The organism is Micromonospora sp. NPDC053740, from assembly GCF_040677775.1.
Lineage (GTDB): Bacteria > Actinomycetota > Actinomycetes > Mycobacteriales > Micromonosporaceae > Micromonospora > Micromonospora alfalfae.
Genome location: NZ_JBFASO010000001.1, coordinates 553,652 through 572,627, shown reverse-complemented (window position 1 = coordinate 572,627; position 18,976 = coordinate 553,652). Strand labels below are relative to the sequence as shown.

Annotated in this window: 15 protein-coding genes; 8 read left to right on the top strand and 7 right to left on the bottom strand. The window is 71.3% G+C overall.

What is annotated here, in order from left to right:
* Nucleotides 1–24 precede the first annotated feature (24 nt).
* The 5 genes from AB0K35_RS02535 to AB0K35_RS02515 all read left to right on the top strand — a co-directional run bounded on the left by AB0K35_RS02535 (nt 25) and on the right by AB0K35_RS02515 (nt 6,733).
* Nucleotides 25–276 carry a mersacidin/lichenicidin family type 2 lantibiotic gene (locus AB0K35_RS02535; protein WP_112603060.1) on the top strand — a complete coding sequence of 84 codons (252 nt, stop codon included), beginning with the start codon at nt 25–27 and terminating at the stop codon, nt 274–276.
* Between the two features lie 89 nt (nt 277–365).
* Nucleotides 366–644: a mersacidin/lichenicidin family type 2 lantibiotic gene (locus tag AB0K35_RS02530; protein WP_091399738.1), complete on the top strand. Its 279-nt coding sequence runs from the start codon at nt 366–368 to the stop codon at nt 642–644.
* A gap of 92 nt (nt 645–736) precedes the next feature.
* Nucleotides 737–4,075 (top strand): type 2 lanthipeptide synthetase LanM family protein, encoded by a 3,339-nt coding sequence (locus AB0K35_RS02525; protein ID WP_238667801.1) that lies wholly within the window; start codon nt 737–739, stop codon nt 4,073–4,075.
* Nucleotides 4,068–4,562, top strand: coding sequence for a hypothetical protein (locus tag AB0K35_RS02520; RefSeq protein WP_238667800.1), 495 nt, complete (start codon nt 4,068–4,070; stop codon nt 4,560–4,562). Before AB0K35_RS02525 ends, AB0K35_RS02520 begins: the two co-directional genes overlap by 8 nt.
* Entirely contained in the window at nt 4,559–6,733 is a 2,175-nt protein-coding gene (locus AB0K35_RS02515; RefSeq protein ID WP_238667799.1) for a peptidase domain-containing ABC transporter, read from the top strand. Before AB0K35_RS02520 ends, AB0K35_RS02515 begins: the two co-directional genes overlap by 4 nt.
* 9 nt (nt 6,734–6,742) lie before the next feature.
* Here AB0K35_RS02515 and AB0K35_RS02510 read toward each other — a convergent pair whose 3' ends face one another.
* Both AB0K35_RS02510 and AB0K35_RS02505 read right to left on the bottom strand, forming a co-directional pair.
* Nucleotides 6,743–9,580 (bottom strand): BTAD domain-containing putative transcriptional regulator, encoded by a 2,838-nt coding sequence (locus AB0K35_RS02510; protein WP_363883242.1) that lies wholly within the window; start codon nt 9,578–9,580, stop codon nt 6,743–6,745.
* A gap of 110 nt (nt 9,581–9,690) precedes the next feature.
* Nucleotides 9,691–10,299 carry a TetR/AcrR family transcriptional regulator gene (locus AB0K35_RS02505; protein WP_238667797.1) on the bottom strand — a complete coding sequence of 203 codons (609 nt, stop codon included), beginning with the start codon at nt 10,297–10,299 and terminating at the stop codon, nt 9,691–9,693.
* Between the two features lie 113 nt (nt 10,300–10,412).
* Between AB0K35_RS02505 and AB0K35_RS02500 the strand changes: the two genes are divergently transcribed.
* The gene (locus tag AB0K35_RS02500; RefSeq protein WP_238667796.1) at nt 10,413–11,423 is read left to right on the top strand and encodes an aldo/keto reductase; all 1,011 of its coding nucleotides are present in this window, start codon (nt 10,413–10,415) and stop codon (nt 11,421–11,423) included.
* A 15-nt stretch (nt 11,424–11,438) separates the two neighbouring features.
* On the opposite strand, the gene AB0K35_RS02495 is transcribed toward AB0K35_RS02500, so the two are convergent.
* Together AB0K35_RS02495 and AB0K35_RS02490 are read right to left on the bottom strand one after the other, a co-directional pair.
* Nucleotides 11,439–12,266 (bottom strand): hypothetical protein, encoded by an 828-nt coding sequence (locus AB0K35_RS02495; protein WP_363883239.1) that lies wholly within the window; start codon nt 12,264–12,266, stop codon nt 11,439–11,441.
* A gap of 7 nt (nt 12,267–12,273) precedes the next feature.
* Nucleotides 12,274–13,854 carry a helix-turn-helix transcriptional regulator gene (locus AB0K35_RS02490; RefSeq protein WP_363883237.1) on the bottom strand — a complete coding sequence of 527 codons (1,581 nt, stop codon included), beginning with the start codon at nt 13,852–13,854 and terminating at the stop codon, nt 12,274–12,276.
* Nucleotides 13,855–14,053: 199 nt separating this feature from the next.
* Here AB0K35_RS02490 and AB0K35_RS02485 point away from each other — a divergent pair, with 199 nt between their 5' ends.
* The gene (locus AB0K35_RS02485) at nt 14,054–14,314 is read left to right on the top strand and encodes a hypothetical protein (protein ID WP_238667793.1); all 261 of its coding nucleotides are present in this window, start codon (nt 14,054–14,056) and stop codon (nt 14,312–14,314) included.
* Nucleotides 14,315–14,327: 13 nt separating this feature from the next.
* Nucleotides 14,328–15,461 (top strand): oxalate decarboxylase family bicupin, encoded by a 1,134-nt coding sequence (locus tag AB0K35_RS02480; protein WP_363883235.1) that lies wholly within the window; start codon nt 14,328–14,330, stop codon nt 15,459–15,461.
* 52 nt (nt 15,462–15,513) lie between these two features.
* Here AB0K35_RS02480 and AB0K35_RS02475 read toward each other — a convergent pair whose 3' ends face one another.
* The 3 genes from AB0K35_RS02475 to AB0K35_RS02465 all read right to left on the bottom strand — a co-directional run bounded on the left by AB0K35_RS02475 (nt 15,514) and on the right by AB0K35_RS02465 (nt 18,962).
* Nucleotides 15,514–16,989, bottom strand: coding sequence for a PepSY domain-containing protein (locus AB0K35_RS02475; protein WP_363883233.1), 1,476 nt, complete (start codon nt 16,987–16,989; stop codon nt 15,514–15,516).
* Nucleotides 16,990–17,164: 175 nt separating this feature from the next.
* Nucleotides 17,165–17,725: a copper resistance protein CopC gene (locus tag AB0K35_RS02470; RefSeq protein WP_363883231.1), complete on the bottom strand. Its 561-nt coding sequence runs from the start codon at nt 17,723–17,725 to the stop codon at nt 17,165–17,167.
* Between the two features lie 22 nt (nt 17,726–17,747).
* Complete coding sequence (locus tag AB0K35_RS02465; RefSeq protein ID WP_363883760.1) at nt 17,748–18,962, bottom strand: Dyp-type peroxidase; 1,215 nt, start codon at nt 18,960–18,962, stop codon at nt 17,748–17,750.
* Nucleotides 18,963–18,976 lie beyond the last annotated feature (14 nt).

The following is an 18,976-nucleotide window of genomic DNA, read 5'->3' as shown; positions in this document are numbered from 1 at the left end:
ACCACCTATAGATCGGAGTTTCAGATGGACTACATCAGGGCGTGGAAGGACCCGGTCTACCGGGCGTCCCTCAGCGCCGAGGACCGGGCCAGCCTGCCGGCGAACCCGGCCGGCTTCGTCGAGCTGAACGACCAGGAGCTCGACGGCGCCGACGGCGGCACGTGGACCCCGACTCCCACGATCACCGTGGTCACCGGGGCCGCCGGCTGCTTCTCCTTCAACGGCACCTTCTGCAACGGCACCTGCGCGGCGTTCACCGCCGGCTGTTGCGGCTGACCGAGCCACCTCGGCGGGGAACACGGCCCGTCCTTCACGACTGCGTTCTCTCGCCGGCACATCCCCGAATCCCTTGAGGAGAGCCCTTAATGAACATCGTGCAAGCCTGGAAGGACCCCGAGTACCGGGCGAGCCTTTCCGCCGAGCAGTTGGCGGCGCTGCCGGAGCACCCCTGCGGCGTGGTCGAGCTCGGTGACGACGTCCTCGCGCACATCGCCGGCGCGCGCACCGAGGGCCTGTGGACCCTCGGCTGCTGTGGCGGCTTCACCGCCCGGGAGACCCCGTGCGGTTCCTGTGGCGCGACGTGCGGCGGAACCACCTGTGGCACCTGCCAGACGCAGTCGACCTGCGGTCTGTGCACCGCCTGATCCACCCGCTCCACCGGCGGTGCCCGGACACCTGAGATGTCCGGGCACCGTCCCCCGCGAGACCCGACCGCTGCGCGAGAGAGAGCACCCCGATGACGCAGTCGCACCTGCCCGGCCACGACCCGGTGGACGTTTCGAACCCCTGCTGGTACCTGGCGTACTCCCTGCCGGAGAGGCTCGGCGGCGCGGCGCCGACCGGCTCGGCGGACGAGGACCGGGGGCGGCTCCGGCTCGATCGGTGGAAGAACGAACCGGTCTTCGCCGGTGACACGGACCTGTTCGAGAGCTGGCTCGACGCCCTCGACCTCGACGAGCCCACCCTGACCACTGTGCTCGGCGAGACGCCGGAGACGGTCCGCAGCAGGTTCGCCGACATCCCGGACTACGTGCGCACCATCGAACGCGCCTGGCGCAACCACCGGCCGGGCGAGACCGGTGCCGCCGACCAGCACGGGCACGACCATGACCATGACCACGACCACCACCACGAGCCGCACCCGCACGCCGCGTTCGTCGAGCTGGTGCGCCCGCTGGTGGACGACGGTGTCCGCCGGGTACGCGAGGCGGTGTACGCGGCCTGCGCGGGTGCGCCGGGACCACACCTCGACGCCGACCTGCTCGCCGACCAACTCTGCGAGCCGCCCTACGGGGCGATCAACCTGCTCGTCGGCCGGGTGCTCGTGCTGGAACTCAACGTCCTGCGTGTGCAGGGGCAGTTGGAGGGGGAGACCTCGCAGCAGCGCTTCGAGGACTTCGCCCGGCGGCTGCGCGACCCGAAGTACACGCTCGACGTGCTGATGGAGTACCCGGTGCTGGCCCGGGACGCGACGATCCTCATCGACAACTGGGTGGACGCCCGGGTCGAGTTCGCCCAGCGCCTCGTCGCGGACGCCACAGCGCTGACCGCCCGGCTGGGCGACCCGGCGGAGCTGGGCAGCGTGACCGAGGTGTCGTTCGGTGCCGGTGACTCACACCGCGGCGGTCGCTCAGTCGGGTTCGTCCGCTTCGCCAACGGCGCCCGCGCCGTCTACAAGCCCCGAGGCCTGCAGGTCGAGCTGCACTTCCAGCAACTGCTGGACTGGCTCAACACGCGCGGCGCACAGCCGTCGCTACGCACCATGTGGGTGCTCGACCGCGGTGACTACGGGTGGTCGGAGTTCGTCGCCGCCGGGCCCTGCGCCGATCACGACGCGCTGCGCCGCTTCTACACCCGGCAGGGCAGCTACCTGGCGTTGCTGCACAGCCTCGCGGCCGTCGACTTCCACCTGGAGAACATCATCGCCGCCGGCGAGCACCCGATGCTTGTCGACCTGGAAGCCCTCTTCCACCCGCAGGGCGAGCAGACGGACCAGCAGATCGGCGTCTCGGCGGAGTCGTTCCGGACGATGCGGGAGTCGGTCCTGGAGGTCGGGCTCCTGCCCCGGCCCATCATCTACCAGGACGACGACGGCGTCGGCGGCGTCGACTTCAGCGGCCTGGCCGGCACCGCCGGGCAGCTCACGCCCACCCCGGTCGCCACCTGGGAGGAGTCCGGCACCGACGAGATGCGCCTGGTCCGCAAGCGCATCGAGATGGGCGGCGGGCAGAACCTCCCCAGCCTGAGTGACACGGCACACCACACCCTCGACTTCAGCGCCGACATCATGGCCGGGTTCGAGCAGACCTACCGGCTGCTGCACCGCCACCGCGACGAACTGCTGGCACCGGACGGGCCGGTGGCCGCGTTCGCCGGTGACGAGGTACGCGTGATCCTGCGCGCCACCCGCACCTACGGCAAGTTGCTGCAGGAGAGCCGCCACCCCGACCTGCTGCGCAACGCGCTGGACCGGGAGCGGTTCTTCAGCTTCCTCTGGTTGCAGGAGGAGTGGCCCGGGGCCGAGGCCCGGATCGCCACCGCCGAGCAGGCACAGCTGAGCCGCGGCGACATCCCGTTCTTCAGCACGACGCCCGCCTCGCACGACTTCGTCGCCGGAGACGGCTCGGTGGTCGCCGGGGTGCTGCCCACCAGCGGCCTGGAGCGGTCGCGGCAGCGCATCGGCGCCCTCTCCGAAACCCACCTGGCCCAGCAGACCTGGATCCTGCGTAGCTCGCTCGCGGCGCTGACGATGGGCGTGGAGAGTCAGGGGCAGTGGTCGGAGTACCAGGTCACCGCCGCCACCGTTCCCGCCGATGTGGACCGGTTCATCGCCGCCGCGTGCGCTGCCGGCGACCGGCTGCTGCTGTCGGCCGACACCGGCGAGGACTCGATCGCCTGGCTCGGGCACACCCTGGTGGCCGACAAGATCTGGCAGCTGGGCCCGGTCGGGATCGACCTTTACAGCGGGCTGTCCGGGATCGCGATGTTCCTCGGCTACCTCGGCGAGGTCAGCGGCGAGCAGCGCTTCCGCAGCGCCGCCGAGGTCGCCGCCGGCATGCTGGTACGTCAGATCGACCTGCTCGACGAGACGCCGACGGAGAGTTTGGAGAACTTCACAGTCGGCGCCTTCAACGAGCTGGGCGGACCGCTGTACGCGTTGAGTCACCTGGGTGCCCTGTGGCAGCGCGAGGACCTGTTGGACGCCGCCGGACGCATCGTGCCCGTCCTGCTGCACCTCGCGCCGCAGGACGAGGCGTACGACGTGATCAGCGGCGCGGCCGGAGCGATCCTCGCGCTGCTGGCGTTGCACGCGGCACGGCCGTCGGAGCCGGTCCTCGACGCGGCCCGCACGTTCGCCCGGATCCTGCGGGACAAGGCGGAGCCGGCCGGCGACGGGATCGGCTGGGCGGGCGCGGTGAACCCGAGTCGGCCGCTGGCGGGTTTCTCACACGGGGGGTCCGGCATCGCGGTCGCCCTGGCCCGGCTGGACCGGGCCCTCGGCAACCGCGACCATCTGCCGCTGGTCGAGGGAGCGATGCGCTACGAACGCTCGGCCTTCGACCCGGAGCACATGTGCTGGCTCGACCTGCGCGACACCACGCCGGAGCGGTACTCGATGGTCGCCTGGTGCCACGGCGGGCCCGGCATCGCGCTCGCCCGCGCCGACCTCGCCGGCTACGTCGACGACCACGAACTGCTCGACCGCGACCTCGCCGACGCCAGCACGGGCATGTTGCGGTTCGGCCTGACCGGCGAGGTCATCACGGGCACCGGCAACCACAGCATCTGCCACGGCGACCTCGGTAACGTCGAGGCCCTGCTGGCCGCGGCACGGGTCCGTGGCGACGAGGACGCCGCCCGGCAGGCCGAGCTGGTGGCCGCCAGCATCCTGGACTACATCGACCGGGACGGCTGGCTGTGTGGGGTTCCGCTCGGTGCGGAGACTCCGGGCCTGATGAGCGGCATCGCCGGCATCGGCTACAACCTGCTGCGTCTGGCCTTGCCGGAGCGGGTTCCGTCGATCCTGCTGGTCGAGCCTCCGGTTCAGTCGGTGGGCGGTGACCCGCGTGGCTGAGCAGCAGCTCTGGCCGTACCGGCCGCAGGCGTTGGCGACCTACCGCGGTGGCGTGCACGACGGCCCGGCGCGGAGCCCGATCCGGTCCTCACGACGGCCGCTGGTCGCGCTCGCCGTGCTGCTGCTGATCGGCGTGGGCTTCGCGGCGGTCATGCGGGTGCCACGGACTGTCGACGGCGTCGTGATCGGTGCCGACGGGCCGAATCGGGTCTCCATGTTCGCCGGACGCCTCAGTCCGGAGCCGGCGCCGGGCACGGAGGTCACCCTCGTGCAGGAGGGTGGCCGGTCGACACTGCGGGTGGTCCGGGCCGAGGTCGTCGACGACACCGCCGATCGGCGCTGGAACATCCCGGCGGAGGTGCCCCGGCCGGTCACCATCGTCTGGCTCGCCGGAGACGCGAAGGAGAGCTTCGGCCGGCTCAGTCTCGTGGTCGCCAACCCCAGACTGCTGGAGTTGGTGCCGGGCGTTGAGGGGGTCCTCCGATGACGATGAGCTGGCTGCGACCACGTCGCCGGGTGCCGATCATGCTCCAGATGAGCGCCACCGAATGCGGTGCCGCGTGCCTGGCCATGGTCTTCAGCTCCTACCGGCGGTGGACCTCTGTCGCCGAGTGCCGCGAGCAGTTGGGCATCGGCCGTGACGGGGCCACGGCGTTGCAGATGACCCAACTCGCCCGCCGGACGGGGATGCGGGCCCGAGGTGTCAGCGTCGACATCGACGGACTGCCACAGCTGCGGTTGCCGGCGATCGTGCACTGGAACTTCCGGCACTATCTGGTGCTGGAGCGGTGGGACCGACGCGGCGCCGTCGTCGTCGACCCGGGGATGGGCCGGCGGCGGATGAGCCGCGAAGAGTTCGGCGAGGGGTTCACCGGAATCGCCATCGAACTCACCCCGGGCGAGGAGTTCGAGCGACGCTCCAGCCCGGGACGGCTGGCCTCGCTGCGGTTCGCCCGCAGCATGCTGACGTTCTCCCGTCCGTTGCTCGGCCTGGTCCTGGTCGTCTCGCTGCTGCTCCAACTGGCGGTGCTGCTGCCCGCACTGATCACCAAGTTCGCGGTCGACACGGTGATCGGGAAGGGGCAGGTCGAGGCCCTGACCGTCCTCGGCCTCGGCATGCTCCTGCTGTTGGCCACCCAGGGGGTGGGCACCTACGCCCGAGGTGCCGCTCTCAACGTGTTGCACGCCCGCATGGACGACACCATGATGCGGCGCTTCTTCGACCACCTGCTCGCCCTGCCGTACTCCTACTTCCAACTGCGCAGCAGCGGCGACCTGCTGATGCGGATGTCCAGCAACACAGTCATCCGCGACCTGGTCACCAGCCAGACGATGTCCCTCGTCCTCGACGGACTGTTCGTCGTCGTCTACATCGGCATGCTCCTGGCGTTCACGCCGCTCTACGCCTGGTTGGTGCTGGGCCTGGGCCTGCTGCAACTCGGCGCGATAGTGGCGACGTACCGGGCCATGCGGGAACGCACGCACCGGGACATCGCCGCGCAGGCCGAGGAGCAGAACTACGCGGTCGAGGTGCTGGCCGGCGCCGAGACGGTGAAGGCGATGGGCGCCGAGCAGCAGGTCCTCGGCCGCTGGTCCGGGCTGTTCCAGACCCGGCAGTTCGCCTCGCTGCACCGCCGTCAGTTGGAGACCGGGTTGGAGGCGACGCTCGGGGTGTTCCGGATGGGATCGCCGCTGCTCCTGCTGTGGGTCGGCGCGCACCAGGTCGTCGCCGGCGCGATGTCGCTGGGCACCATGCTGGCGCTCAACGCCCTCGCCGCGGCCGTGCTCACCCCGCTGATGGGCCTGGTCAACACGGCTCGTCAACTACAGACGGTCGGCACCCACCTGGAACGGATCCGGGACGTGATGGACGAGGCCGCCGAGCAGGACCGGTCCACGTCCCAGCCACCGGGCCGCATCTCCGGGCAGGTGACACTGAGCGGAGTCGGAATGCGCTACAGCGCCAACGCCGCCTGGGCCGTACGCGGAGTCGACCTGACCATCCCGCCCGGCGCGAAGGTGGCGCTGGTCGGGCGGACCGGTTCGGGCAAGACGACGCTCGCCAAGACGATCATCGGACTGTACGTGCCCACTGAGGGCGAGGTCCGCTTCGACGGGCGTCTGCTGCAGGACCTCGACTTCCGCGAGTTGCGACGCTGGTGTGGCATGGTCACCCAGGAGCCTGCCCTGTTCGCCGGGTCCGTCCGCGACAACATCTCCCTCGGGCACCCGGCCGCGACCTACGACGAGGTCATTCTCGCCGCCGAGCGCGCGCAGATCCACGACGAGATCATGGCGATGCCGATGGCGTACGAGACCCGACTCACCGAGGGCGGCGGAGGGCTCTCCGGCGGCCAACGGCAACGGCTGGCCCTCGCCCGCGCCCTCGTGCACAACCCGCCGCTGCTGCTGCTCGACGAGGCGACCAGCCACCTGGACGTGGTCACCGAGCGTCGGGTGGACGAGGTCCTCTCGGCGCTGTCGTGCACCAGGATCGTCATCGCGCACCGGTTGAGCACCGTGCTCAACGCCGACCTGATCGGTGTGATGGAGGAGGGTTCCCTGGTGGAGCAGGGCACGCACGACGAGTTGATCGCGCACGGGCGCTACTACGAGGCGCTGATCCGCGACCAGCTCCAGACGGCCCGACCGCTGTAGTCGGGCGTCTCACTCGGGCGGGGTCATCGGGCCGGGGTGGCCGGGCGCGACGCGTGCCAGCAGCTGCCGCACCACGTCGGCGGCGGGGTCGCCCAGGTCGTCGTAGATCCGGATCGCCCGCTGCCATGCCTCGGCAGCGGCCGGAGGATCCGCCATCGCCTCGCGCGCCTCGCCCAACCGGACGAGGGTCAGCCCTTCGTGATACCGGTTGGCCGATTCCTGGAAGCGTTGGACCGACTGCTCGTAACAGACCGCCGCCCTGGCCGGGTCACCGAGCCGGTGGTACGCGAAGCCCAGACTGTCCAACGTCGCGGCCTGCCCGACGCGATCGTCGATCGCCTCCTGTTCGGCCAGCGCCTCGGCGCAGTCGACGACGGCCTGGTGGTAGTCGCCGGTCAGGGCGTGCAGGTAACCCTTGACGTTCAGCGCGCGCGCCTCGGCGTACCGGTTGCCGATGAGCTGCGAGACCCGCAGCGCCTCGGCACTGTGTTTGAGCGCCTCGTCCAGCCGGCCGTACTGGGTGCAGTGCTCGGTGTACTGCCGCAGGATCAGCGCCAGGCTGTCCAGGTCCTCAAGCTGTTCGTACAGTTCGAGCGCCCGCTGCACGTGGTGCTCGGCCGCGTGCTGGTCGCCGAGCCGCATCAGCGCGCGGGCGAGCATCCGACTGGCCTGCGCCTGCGCCCGGATGTCACCGACCCGCTGGGCCGCTGCGAGCGCCGCCTGCTGGGCCGCGAGCTGCTCCTGGAACATGCCCCGAGGCGCGAGGTACGCGGCCAGGGCCCAGGCGAGCTGGCAGGCGTACCGCTCGAAGCCGGTCTCCGCGGCCTGACGCAGCACCCGCAGCAGAACGGGGTGCTCGGCGTGGAACCAGGCCGCCGCGGCGACCCGGTCGGGCATCGGCACGTGCACGTTCGTCGGCATCGGTGGTTCCAGCTCGGTGGGTGCCCAGGTCGGCTGGAGCAACACCGCGCCGGGATGGGCGCTGTGCAGGTAGTGGTCGTACATCCGGCGCGCGGCGGCCTGTCGCTCCTCGGCCACGTCGGATGCCTGGGCCAGTTCGGCCGCGTACGACCGGAGCAGGTCGTGCAGGGCGTACCGCTCGGGTAGGTGCTCGGTCAGCAGGTGCAGCCGGGTCAGCTCCTTCAGCAGCGGGGTGACGGCCGCCCGGGGTCGGCCGAGCAGCGCGGCGGCGGCGTCTCCGGTCAGGTCGGGGCCCGGGTGCAGGCCCAGCAGGCGCAGCAGGCGGGCCGCCCCGCTGCTCAGCGCCCGGTACGACCAGGAGAAGATTCGGCGGACGTCCCCGTCGGCCAGTTGCTCCAACCGGGACTCTGACGGGCGTAGTTGGGCCGCGACGGCGTCGATCGGGAAGGTGGACCGGGCGGTCAGCCGGGCCGCCACGATGGACAGGGCGAGCGGGAGGCGACCGGTCGACTCGATCACCTCGCTGGCCGCCGCCGGTTCCGCCGCCACCCGGTCGTCGCCCAGCCGGCTGCGGAGCAGCCTCGTCGACTCGGCGGCCGTCAGCACCGCCAGCGTCAACGGTCGTGCGCCTTCGGCCACGGCGAGACTGCTGAGCTGGTCACGGCTGGTCACCAGGACCGCGCACCGACCCACGCCGGGCAGCAGCGGCCGTACCTGGTCGGCGTCGCGCGAGTTGTCGAGGACGACGAGCATCCGACGTGAGGCCAGCAGGCTGCGGTACAGCCCGGCCCGAGCGTCGACGCTGCTGGGGATGCGGCCGACCGGTACGCCGAGCGCCTCGAGGAAGTCGACCAGGGCGTCGGCGGGGGACACCGCGTCCGCGTCGTCGTAGCCTCGCAGGTTGACGTACAACTGGCCGTCGGGAAAGCGGTCGGCGGCCCGATGGGCCCAGTGCAGCGCGAGCGTCGTCTTGCCCACGCCGGCCATACCGCTGATGGTGACGATGTCCACGGTGGTGGGCTGTGCGGGCCGGGCGCCGAGGGTCGCGTCGAGGAGGTCGAGTTCGGCGGTGCGCCCGACGAAACCGGGTAGGGCCAGTGGTAGTTGCTGAGGGCGGTCCGGTGCCGCCCCGGCCGACGCGTCGTCCGTCGGCCCGGTCGCCGCGGCCTGCTTGCCGAGGCGGTGGTGCAGGATGTCGTCATGCAACCGGGTCAGCTCGGGGCCGGGGTCCATCCCGGTCTCCTCGGCCAGCGCCCGCCTGGCTTGCTGAAACGCCGCCAGAGCCCCAGCGATGTCGCCGATCTGGTAGAGACCGGTCATGAGTTGGGACCAGGCCCGTTGCCGCAGTGGGTGACGGTCGAGCAGCGCCCGCAACCGGGGGATCACCTGGGCCGCCTCGCCGAGCGCGAGCCGCGCCGCAGCGTGGTCCTCCTCGGTCAGCAGCCGCCGCTCCGTGATCCGCGCGACCCGGCCGGTGAGGAGCCGGGGCAGCGGCAGCCCGGCGAAGGCGGGCCCCCGCCACATGCCGAGCGCGTGGGCCAGTTCCGGCTGCGCCGCCGCCGGGTCGCCGGCAGCCAGCGCTGCCCGTCCGCGCGCCGCCGCCGCGTCGAACCGGTCCACGTCCCGCTCGTCCGGCTCGACGCGAAGCAGGTAGCCGCACGGTGTGGTGAGGATCCGGCGGCGCTCACCGGCCGCACAGTCGAGTGCCTGGCGCAGCCCCCGTAGGTAGGTGCGCAGGTTCGCGGCGGCCGAGGCGGGCGGCTGGTCGCCCCACACCATCGTCATCAGCTCGTTGGCGGAGATCGCCTCACCCGGGCGTAGCAGCAGAGCGGCCAGCACCAGCTGCTGTTTCGTCGATCCGAGGGCGACCGGTCGGCCGTCCCGTGACACTGTCAGCGGCCCGAGCAGGTCGAAGTGGAGGGGCATCGATCAGTGACGTTAGCATCGATTGAACATGATCTTCATGTTTGGTCGGGCGGTCGCCCGCGGGGCCCGGTCGACCAGTGGCGTGGCAGGGCGGCCTGACCGCTGGTCGGTCAGCGCAGTCCGCGGATGAGGTTGTCGACCAGGGTGCGGGCGAACTCCTCGGTGAGCGGCAGGTCGGCGATGAGAAGTCGGTGGTAGCAGGCGCCCCAGAGTTGGTCGACGACGGATTCGGGGTCGATGTCGGCGCGTAGCTGCCCCCGGGCCATCGCCCTGGTGAGGGTTTCGACGGCGAGGGCTCGTCGGGGTCCGGAGTAGCGCTCGCGGTAGGCGGCGGCCAGTTCCGGATCGGTCTGCGCCTGCCCGATGAGTTGGCGGACGACCCGCCCGGCGGTGGTGTCCCGCACCAGGTGGACGAAGGCGACGAGCTGGTTGGTCAGGTCGGCGACGATGTCGGCGGTGTCGGTGAAGGCCAGGGTGGGTGCGACGACAGTGAAGTAGCCGTCCAGGGCGAGTGCACCCTTGGAGGGCCACCACTTGTAGATGGTCATCCGGCTGGCTCCGGCGTGGGCCGCGACCTTCTCGATGGTGAAGCCGGCCATGCCCTCGGCCAGCAGGAGTTCACCGGCGGCCGTGAGGATCTCCGCGCGTACCTGATCGGTGGGGCGGCGGCCGCGACCACGGCGCGCCGGCGTCTGGGCATTCGGCGTGAGCTCGGCCACTGGTCCTCCCGATTATATGGACACGCTGTCTACTCGCTGGTTATATGGACACAGCGTACACAGCGGTGCCTGGTTGTCACGACGCACCGCGACGACCGAAGGGGACGAGGGACATGACGGGTCTACGACGGCGACGGTTGGGCACCTCCGGGCCGGAGGTGTCGATCATCGGGCTCGGCGCGATGGGTATGTCCGACCTGTACGGGCCGGCCGACGAGGCGGAGAGCGTCGCGACGCTGCACGCGGCGATCGACGCCGGTGTGAACCTCATCGACAGCGCGGACTTCTACGGGTCGGGTCACAACGAGATGCTGATCGGCCGCGTGCTGCGGGAGCGTCGCCGGGACGAGGTGGTGCTCAGCGTGAAGTTCGGCGCACGCCGGACACCCGACGGCGGCTTCCAGGCGGCACCGTACGACGTGTCGGCGGCGGCGGTGAAGGACCGGCTGGCGTACTCCCTGCGACGCCTGGGCACCGATTACATCGACATCTACCGGCCGTCGCGGCTGAACCCGCAGGTGCCGATCGAGGAGACAGTGGGCGCGCTGCTGGAGATGCAGCAGGCCGGCCACATCCGGCACATCGGGCTCTCCGAGGTAGGCGCGGACAGCATCCGCAGGGCCGCGGCTGTGGCGCCGATCAGCGACGTCCAGATCGAGTACTCGCTGCTCTCCCGGGGCCCGGAGGCCACCATTCTGCCGGCGCTGCGGGAGCTGGGCATCGGGTTGACCGCCTACGGGGTGCTGTCCCGAGGGCTGCTCAGCGGCCACTGGTCGGCGGACCGTGCGCTGACCGGCACGGACTTCCGGGCCAACAGCCCTCGGTTCCAGGGCGAACACCTGACCGCCAACCTGCGCCTGGTGGACGCGCTCGGCCGGGTCGCGCAGCGGCTGGGGGCGACCACCAGCCAGGTGGCGATCGCCTGGGTGGCAGCACAGGGCGAACAGATCGTGCCGTTGGTCGGGGCGCGGCGGCGCGACCGGCTGACCGAGTCGCTGGCTGCGGTCGGCCTGGTGCTCGACCAGGACGCACTGGACGAGATCGAGCGTGCCGTGCCGGCCGGCGCCGCCTCCGGCCAGCGGTACGCGACCACCATGATGGCGATGCTCGACAGCGAGAAGTGACTCCGGCGGGCGGGTTCAGGAAGCTGCTCGCCAGACCCAGTTGCGGCGTTCGTAGAGCGGCACCAGTCCGGCCCGCCGCATGTTGTTCAGCGACGGGTTCTGCTGATCGGGCGCGGGCTTGCCGGTCTCGGCGAACAGCCACCGGCATCCCGCCTCGGCCGCGGCTCGGGCGCGGGCGGCGATCAGCGCCGACTGCGCCCCGAGGCCGCGGTGCCCGGTGGCCGTCGCGGCGGCGTTGAGCGACGCGGCCTCGCCGTGCAGGAACAGGTTGCCGCCCGCGACCAGCTCGCCGCCGTCCCAGGCCGCGTACGGTCGCCACGCCGGCTGGCCGACAGTCGCGGCCAGCATGTCGGTGAGCCCACCGGTCGGCATGCCGAACCCGGTGAGCAGCACGTCGGCCCAGCGCCGCGCCTCGGCGGCCGGCACCGGGGCGACGCGCAGACGGGTCTGCGTCGCGGCGACGTCGCCCGGGCGGGCGGCGAGCTTGACCCAGGTGCTTCCTGGCTCAAGCCCGCGCGCGGCAGCGACCTCGTCGAAGCCCGCCGGCAGCACCGACGGCACGAGCTGAAGGACTGCCTGGTCGACGCCCTGCTCCCGGTAGAAGTCGAGGACGCGATCCAGGGTCTGCACCGTGAACGGCTCGGTGGTGCCGAAGCCGAGGGCCTTGTTCCAGTACCCTCCGGAGGGATCGTTGCGCATGGCGAGGGCGACACCGCCGCCGATGCGGGTGGTCGCGATCCCGAGATCGGTGTACGTGGGCCCGGGCGCCTGCGACTCGTAGGAGTGCATGAATTCGCACTCCACGGCTTCGGCGAGCGGGGTCAGGTCGGCTGGCGCGGTCATCGGCTGATTATCGTCTGGTCCGTTCCCAGGCCCGTACCAACTGCATCCGATTGTGAATGCCCAGCTTGTGGTATATGGAGCGGAGTTGGGTGTCCACGGTGTGGAAGGAGACGAAGAGACTCCTGGCCGCCTCCTTCTTCGTGGCACCCGCGGCGAGCATCTCGGCCACCCGCTCCTCGGCGGGGGTGAGCGCGCCGATGCCCCGGCTTAACGGCTCGTCGATCGACTGCCGGTGGCGCGGTGTGGCGGCGAGGTCGGCGCAGCGCCGGTCCGCGATCGCCTGGTCGCCAGGAGCGCCGATCCGGGCGTAGAGGACAGCCGCCTCGTGCGCGGCATCGCGTGCCTCCCCGGACCGCGTTCGGGGACTGTTCGCGAGGTCGAGCAACGCGTCGGCCAGCGCCGGCCGCGCGGCGGTGGTGCGCAGCCGGTCCACCGCCGACCGGAGGGCGTCCGGGTCGTCGTCGCGCAACCCTCGGCTCTGATCGGCCAGCGCGTGCCACAGCGGCACCGGAGTACGGGTGGAGACCAGCTCGACCAGTTCGGTGACCCGGCGGGCGGCCCGGGTGTCGTCGGCCGCCACCGCCGCGCGTACCAGTCGGGGGCCGAAGTGCGGCACTGGCACCAGTGACCGGACCGACCGGTGCAGGTCGGCGACGACAGTGCTGAGCAGGTCGGCCGGGGCGCTGAGGGCGGTGTCGCGCACCGCCACACAGAACGCCAAGGTCCACATCGAACGGTCCGGCCATCGGTCCTCGGCGAGGCAGGCGCGGAGGATGGCCCGGGCATCGTCGTGTTCGCCTCGGCGGTAGCGGACCTCGCCGATCACCGCCACCAACAGAGCACGCACCTCCCTGCTGAGGTCCACAGAGCCGGAGCTGAGCGTCGTGACGGCCAGCGCGGCCGCCTCGGGCAGCTCTCCCACAGTCACCATGCGCAGGCAGTCCAGCGCGGTCAGCCGGGTGAGTGAAACATCCGTCGCCTCGGGCGGATGGCGGGTCGCGGCCTGCGCGTCCTGGTACCGGCCCAGACCCAGCTGCACGAGGATCCGCTCCGCCCGGATGGACTCGGCGTCGGCGCGTGCCGCCCAGGAGTCCGGGTCCAGGGCCGCCAGCACAGCCTGGGCACCCGGCAGATCACCGTGCCCGAGCGAGCGTGCGGCCCGGGCGAGGGCGAGATGGCGAGCGGACGCCTGATCACCCGAAGCGGCGTGCGCGGTGCCCGCGTCGCGCAGCAGGGCATCGGTGTCCGGATGTCCCGTGCGGGCCGCGACCGTGGCGACAAGGGCGAGCACTGTGCCGCGGCTCGGAGCGTCCAGTCGGAGGTTCAGCGCCTCCCGCAGACCGGCGAGGGCGATGGTCGGCTGCTCCAGTGCCACGATCTGCGCCAGGCGACCGAGCAGGAAGACGCGATGGCGCTCGCCGCTGCGACTCGTGGCGATCTCCGCGGCCAGGACGTGCAGCGCCTCCATCCCGCGTCCGGCGAGCCGGAGCTGGTCCGCCGTGGCAAACAGCCGGTGCCGTCGTTGTTCGGCGTCGGCGGCGATGTCGTCGGCCGGAAGCGTTCCACAGTTGAAGGGTGATTCGGACAATGGCGTTCTCCCCGGTTGTTACCAGGCGCGTCGAAAGGCCGTCCTGCGACCGAGCCTAGCCACGGCGGCAGGTACGGGCGACCAGATCGCCGAACCGACGCCGATTGCGCCGAATGGCCACCACCGTCCGGGATTCCGCAGGTGGTAATGGCGCGATCACGTGATGCGACGGGCTGCGTTCGCCGCCGATCATCGAATCATGGCCCAACTCACCGAACTTCCCGGCCTGCGTCGGCTTCGGGTCGTACTGCTGATCTTCGTCCTCTACGCCAGCACCGGGGCGGGTGGTCACGCTCCGGCGTGGACCCGCCTGGTGCTGATGGCGACCGCCGCGGCGATCCCGGTCGCGATCGTGGTCCAGTGCGGCTGGCCCGGGCTGCGTGCCCTGCTGGGGATCTCGTCGCGGCTACGGCTGCGGGGCGGGTCCGTTCCCGCTCCCCATCCGATCCAACCCGAGTGAGGAGACAGCGATCATGGCGAACAGCGATCCCGAGCCGCGGCGCGGCGACCAGGGCGCCCCGCCCCTCGCAGGGCGCAACGTCGAGCTCGAGCGGCAGAACCCGGACCTCCTGGTTCCACCGACGACCGACAGCCGACTGGTGCCCAACCTCAAGTTCTCGTTCTCACAGGCGCACACCCGGGTGGAGAAGGGCGGCTGGACCCGGGAGGTCACCAACCGCGACCTGCCGATCGCCAGTCAGTTGTCCGGCGTCCAGTTCGGTCTCGAGCCGGGCGCGTACCGGGAGATCCACTGGCACCAGCAGTCGGAGTGGGCGTACATGCTCAGCGGCAGCTGCCGGATCAGCGCCGTCGACCACGAGGGCCGCAACTTCATCGAGGACGTGAAGGCGGGCGATCTGTGGTTCTTTCCGCAGGGCGTGCCGCACAACATCCAGGCGTTGGAAGACGGCGCGCAGTTTCTGCTGGTCTTCGACGACGGGGCGTTCTCGGAGAACAACACCTTCCTGCTCAGCGACTTCTTCGCCCACACCCCGCGACACGTGCTGGCCAAGAACTTCGGCTGGACGCTGGAACAGATGGAGAACCTGCCCGAGCGGGAGAAGTACATCTTCCAGGGCGACGTCCCACCACCTTTGCAACAGGACCGGGTGGTCAGCCCGACCGGCGACATCCCACGAAGCTTCAAGCACCGGATGCTCGCGCAGACCCCGCAGCGATTCCGCGGCGGAACGGTCCGGATCACCGACTCGACCAACTTCGCCGCCTCCGTGACCACCGCCGCGGCCCTGGTGGAGGTCGAGCCGGGAGGGATGCGCGAGTTGCACTGGCATCCCACCACCGACGAGTGGCAGTACTACATCTCCGGAACCGGGCGGATGGGTGTCTTCGCCTCGCAGGCCGCGGCCCGGACGTTCGACTTCCAGGCCGGCGACGTGGGCTACGTCCCGTTCGCGTACGGCCACTACATCGAGAACACCGGCGACGAGCCACTGGTGTTCCTGGAAATGTTCCGCCATCCCCGGTTCGAGGACATCTCGGTGATGCAGTGGATGGCAAACACGCCGCACGAGGTCATCGCCGACACGATCAACGTGCAGAGGTCGATCGTCGACAGCCTGCCGAACACCAAACAGGTGGTGATCTGAGCGAAGCGTCCGTCCGTCCGTCCGTCGGCGGACGGACGGCCGGTCCGGTGGATCAGCTCCCCGCGGGTGCCGGGGAGGTGGGAGCCGCGGCGGGCCGTCGGCGTCGAGACACCGCACCCACCACCACGTCGATGGTGAGGAAAGCGAGCACTGTGAGCCCGAGCAGGGGCAGCGTCCAGCCGATCGCCACGGTCACCGGCACCCCGATCAGCAGCGCCCAGAGCGGCAGCCCGCGTACGTTGCCGCGAGCTGGCGGCGTGCCGGCGAACGCACGGCGGTCGGCGCGGGTGGGTCGGCGTTGCCACCACATGCGGTAGCCCCAGAAGATGACGCAGAGCAGGCCGAGGGCGAGCGCGGCGAGCAGGATCTGGTTGACCAGGCCGAAGAGGATCCCCATGTGGGCCTGGATGCCGAGGCCGCTCAGTTTGGCCAGCACTGGCCAGTCGGCGAAGTCGCTGCGCGCAGTCACCGTGTCCGAGGCCGGGTCGACGGCGATGCGGTCCTTCCTGACCGGCCAGGTGTTGTCGACCTGCGTGACGGTCCAGGCGGAGCCCGGCTCCTGCGCGGGGCTGATCTCGACCGGCCCGGAGAGGCCCGCGCCGCGAGCGACCGCCAGGACCCGGTCGAAGGCCGCCGACTCGACAACCCCGCCCGCCCCGGCGGCACCGTGCTCGTGGCCCCCACCGGTCTCGGCAGGGGCGGGCCAACCGGCGGTGAGGCTGGTGGAGATCTCCGGGGTGCGGGCGCTGAGCGCGTCGAGGCCGGCGGCGAAATTCGCGCCGGCGTAGCGGGACCAGGTCAGGCCGGTGACCGAGAGGAAGAGGAGTCCGACGGTGAGCCAGATGCCGGTGGTGGCGTGCCATCCCCGGGTGCGGCGGACACCCTTACCGGTGGACAGGTCCGGCACGAGCAGGTGCCGGGCGGCAGCGCGGGCGGCGCCGCGTCGACGCCACCAGAGGGTGACCCCGCCGAGCGCCATCACCCACAGCCAGCTCGCGGCCAGTTCGGAGTAGTGCTCGCCCACCGTGCCCAGGTGCAGGTGGCGGTGCAGATCGTCCAGCCAGGTGGTCACCGGCGTGGACCCGAACCAGGTGGTGAGCTGCCCCTGGGACTCGCCGGTGTACTGGTTGATGTAGACGGTGTGCTGGTTCTCGCCCAGCTCGGGCAGGGAGAACACCACAGTGGTGGTCCGGTCGCCGTCGCCGGGTTGCACTGTGGTGATGCTGCCGTCGGGGTGCGCGTTGCGCGCGGCCCCGATCTGCTCGGCCAGCGGGAGCTGACGGTCACCCACCTGGGCGACGGTCAGCTGGTCGCCGTAGAGGATCGCGTCGAGTTGCGGGGTTGTGGTGTAGGCCAGGCCGGTCAGTGCGGCGACCAGCAGGAACGGGCCGACGAGGATGCCGGCGTAGAAGTGCAGCCGCAGCAGCAGCGCGCCGAACGGTGACGTGCGCCGGGCGGGCCGGGCCGGTTTCTCGGTGGTGGTGGCGGGCTCCGGCGTCGGCGTGCCGGACAGTTCGGTGAGAGACATGGTGATCCGATCGAAGAGTCGGGAAGCGTCCGAGGCTGTTTCCCGTACTGGTCTGGTCGCCCGGTGAGGTGTCGCGTCGGCCCTGACTGGTAGTCGGGGGAGAGACGCCGGCGGTTCCCGAGGGTCGGTTCCCGATGACCCGGGCGGCGGGCGGACCGCACGAGGGCGGGTCGGATCAGCGCCGGGCCGCCCGCCGCCACAGCAGCCCGGCCGTCAGCAGGACGAGGAGGGCCAGCGCGGCGGCCGCGACGAGTACACCGACGCTCGGACCACCGCCGGACTGTGCGGCGACGGACGGGGTGGGCGCTGACGCGCGGACGTTGGCAACCGGCGCGGCGCTGGACGTCGGATCGGCCACAGTGAACGGGTAGGAGCCCTGCACCGGGTGCCCGTCCACGGAGACGACCCGGTAGGCGACCGTGTATGTCCCGTTCGGCAGGGTGTCGGTCACCTGGATCGTGGTCTTCGCTCCGGTGACCACCGGTTCGCCGGTGGGGAGCTTCCGCTTGGCGGCGTCGGTGAGCACGATGGTGGTGAACGCCGCGTCGATTCGCTGCATGAATTCGAGCGTGACCTCGGTCGGTGCGCTCGGCACCGTCGCGTCCCGAGCGGGCGTGGCCGTCTTCAGCGAGTTGTGCGCCCAGGCCGGCCCGGCCGGGATGAGCACCGCCACGAGGACGGCGAGCACCGCCGCGCCGAGCCGGACGGAGGTACGGCGGGACGGCGGCACGGTCATGACGGAACTCCGGTTGGCGTCGTCATCCGAGCACCTGCTCGCCGATCCAACCGCCCGGTTGACATCCGGGCGGGATGGCGAAGACAGCGGAACCGATCGGCGTGGTCCACTCGTTGAGCAGGTCCCGGTCGGCCAGCCGGCGCTGGATGGGCAGGAACTGTCGGGCGATGTCGGCCTGGTACGAGGTGAAGATCAATCCGCTGTCCGCGTGGCCCTCCGCCGTCGGCGCCCCGTCGTAGTTGTAGGGCCGGCGCAGGATCTTCAGCCGGTCGTCGGTGACGTGGGCGCGGGTCAGGTGGGAGAAGTCGGGGATGACGGTGAGGCCGTCGGCGTCGGTGGCGGCGAAGTCGGGTTCGTCGTGTTCGGCGGTGCCGGTGAGCGGTGCACCGGTGTCGAGCCGTCGCCCGACGGCGAGCTCGCGGTCGCTGCGGCCGAGCAGGTCCCAGGTTTCCATGTTCATGCTGATCCGGCGGAGCACCACTGTGGTGCTGTCGCGCAGCCACGCCGGGCCGTCCGCGACCCAGAGGGCGGTGTCCATGGGCGCGCCGGGTCGGGGGTTGGCGGTGCCGTCGAGCTGACCGAACAGGTTGCGTTGGGTGTGGCCGCCCGGCTCGACACCGGGGCTGCGCCGGAAGCCCTGCTGGACCCACCGCACTGTGGCGAACGGTCGGCTGTCCTTGATCAGGACTCGCTGGGCGTGGGCGACGGAGATCGCGTCGTCCGCGCAGATCTGGAGCAGCAGGTCACCACCGGACCAGGCCGGCTGAAGCCGGTCGATGCGGAACGACGGCAGTTCGGTGACCGATGCCGGCCGGCGGTCGTCGACGCCGGCCGCCCGGTAGAGGCCCGGCCCGAAGCCGAAGGTCACCGTCAACCGTGCCGGCAGCAGCCCGAGTTCGGCCTCGGTGTCGGCCAGCGCAGGTCGGCCCTGGGTGAGCCGGGCGGCGTCGTCGGTGAGCAGCCGCAGCATCCGACCCAGCGCGGCCCGGTCGACGCCGACCCGCACTGTGAGCGCCACGAACGACGCGTGCGCCTGCGGTTCGGTGGCCACCCCGGCCTGCCGAGCGCCGTGGAACGGCTCGACCAGGCCGCCGACTGACGCCACTGGCGTCGTGTCGGCAACCGTCGCGGGCGGTGGCCCGGCCCTCCCCACACTGGTAGCGGCGATGGCGGCACCGCCGGCCAGGGCTCCGCCGGCGGCAAGTGCTCCGCCGGTGAGCAGACCACGCCTGCTCAGCGGTCGGACAGGTG

Bases quoted from the DNA above. Each gene is read 5' to 3' on its own strand.
- AB0K35_RS02535 (WP_112603060.1), top strand. From the start codon at position 25: ATGGACTACATCAGGGCGTGGAAGGACCCGGTCTACCGGGCGTCCCTC.
- AB0K35_RS02530 (WP_091399738.1), top strand. From the start codon at position 366: ATGAACATCGTGCAAGCCTGGAAGGACCCCGAGTACCGGGCGAGCCTT.
- AB0K35_RS02525 (WP_238667801.1), top strand. From the start codon at position 737: ATGACGCAGTCGCACCTGCCCGGCCACGACCCGGTGGACGTTTCGAAC.
- AB0K35_RS02515 (WP_238667799.1), top strand. From the start codon at position 4,559: ATGACGATGAGCTGGCTGCGACCACGTCGCCGGGTGCCGATCATGCTC.
- AB0K35_RS02510 (WP_363883242.1), bottom strand. From the start codon at position 9,580: ATGCCCCTCCACTTCGACCTGCTCGGGCCGCTGACAGTGTCACGGGAC.
- AB0K35_RS02500 (WP_238667796.1), top strand. From the start codon at position 10,413: ATGACGGGTCTACGACGGCGACGGTTGGGCACCTCCGGGCCGGAGGTG.
- AB0K35_RS02495 (WP_363883239.1), bottom strand. From the start codon at position 12,266: ATGACCGCGCCAGCCGACCTGACCCCGCTCGCCGAAGCCGTGGAGTGC.
- AB0K35_RS02485 (WP_238667793.1), top strand. From the start codon at position 14,054: ATGGCCCAACTCACCGAACTTCCCGGCCTGCGTCGGCTTCGGGTCGTA.
- AB0K35_RS02480 (WP_363883235.1), top strand. From the start codon at position 14,328: ATGGCGAACAGCGATCCCGAGCCGCGGCGCGGCGACCAGGGCGCCCCG.
- AB0K35_RS02475 (WP_363883233.1), bottom strand. From the start codon at position 16,989: ATGTCTCTCACCGAACTGTCCGGCACGCCGACGCCGGAGCCCGCCACC.
- AB0K35_RS02470 (WP_363883231.1), bottom strand. From the start codon at position 17,725: ATGACCGTGCCGCCGTCCCGCCGTACCTCCGTCCGGCTCGGCGCGGCG.